At 41.9% G+C, this 847-nt stretch carries 1 pseudogene; it reads left to right on the top strand.

The features are described from left to right. Positions 1 to 195 (top strand): annotated as a pseudogene (locus F0249_RS20055) (VOC family protein); the annotation flags it as partial. Between the last annotated feature and the right edge of the window lie 652 nt (positions 196 to 847).

The raw sequence follows: 847 nt of genomic DNA, 5'->3' as shown, positions 1-847 counted from the left end.
GGTTTTTTAGCAGACAGCCCTGAAATCATCAATGAATGGCATCGAATTGGAATAGAAAGTGGTGGTATCGCAATAGAAGAGCCTCCAGGTGTTCGTGGTTCCGGGGCGCGTCGATTGTATTTAGCTTACTTACGTGATTCAGATGGGAATAAAATTTGTACGACTCATATTCTGCCAAGTGAAAGTGCGCTCTAACAAACAATTTAAGAGTGACTCCTAACGCTTGTCGATTTCACTCCGGTTTGAATTTTGTGTTTACGGCGTAATGGTTTAGCTCAGGTTTTACAGCGTTGTCGCACCTTAATTGGGCGTTATATTGCATAAGATTCAAAGGGTTAAATTACCCGTTTATCTTTGTTCTGCGTTCGAACTACACACTTGTTCGTCTCGTGAAAATTGCCATCAAAATGACCATCGCACGTAGAATGTTTATCGGTTAATTAGCTGCAACGTCACGCAAGTCCCCTCGTTAGTAAGTTTCGCTGGCTCAAGTTCATTTTGCGCGGCTTCTTTTTCGTGGGGGCTTCATTGAAAGTTGTGGCTTCAGCTCACTTTGTTGTCAGGTTTCTCGTTCGAATTCGTTGTCATTCTGGCTAACTGAACTATTCAAATTTTGCCTAATTTCGCTTCTTAGCCAAGTGCGTTTTGTTGTCTATGGTTGAATTTTGAACTATCCATTTTACATCTGAGTTCAAAGCCAGTAGATTTATAGCCAATTCAGCACCTTGGCGCTAAATTTAGTGCTGTCGTGCGGGCAATATAACAAAGCGTTTAAGACGGACTCCCAACGCTTGGTGGCTTTAGTTCAAAGATATGCATCAGTGTTTATGGCATAATGTCTTGAGTG

Source organism: Vibrio sp. 03-59-1, from assembly GCF_013114135.1.
Taxonomy (GTDB): Bacteria; Pseudomonadota; Gammaproteobacteria; order Enterobacterales; family Vibrionaceae; genus Vibrio; species Vibrio cortegadensis.
This window is presented reverse-complemented; position numbering and strand designations above follow the sequence as displayed.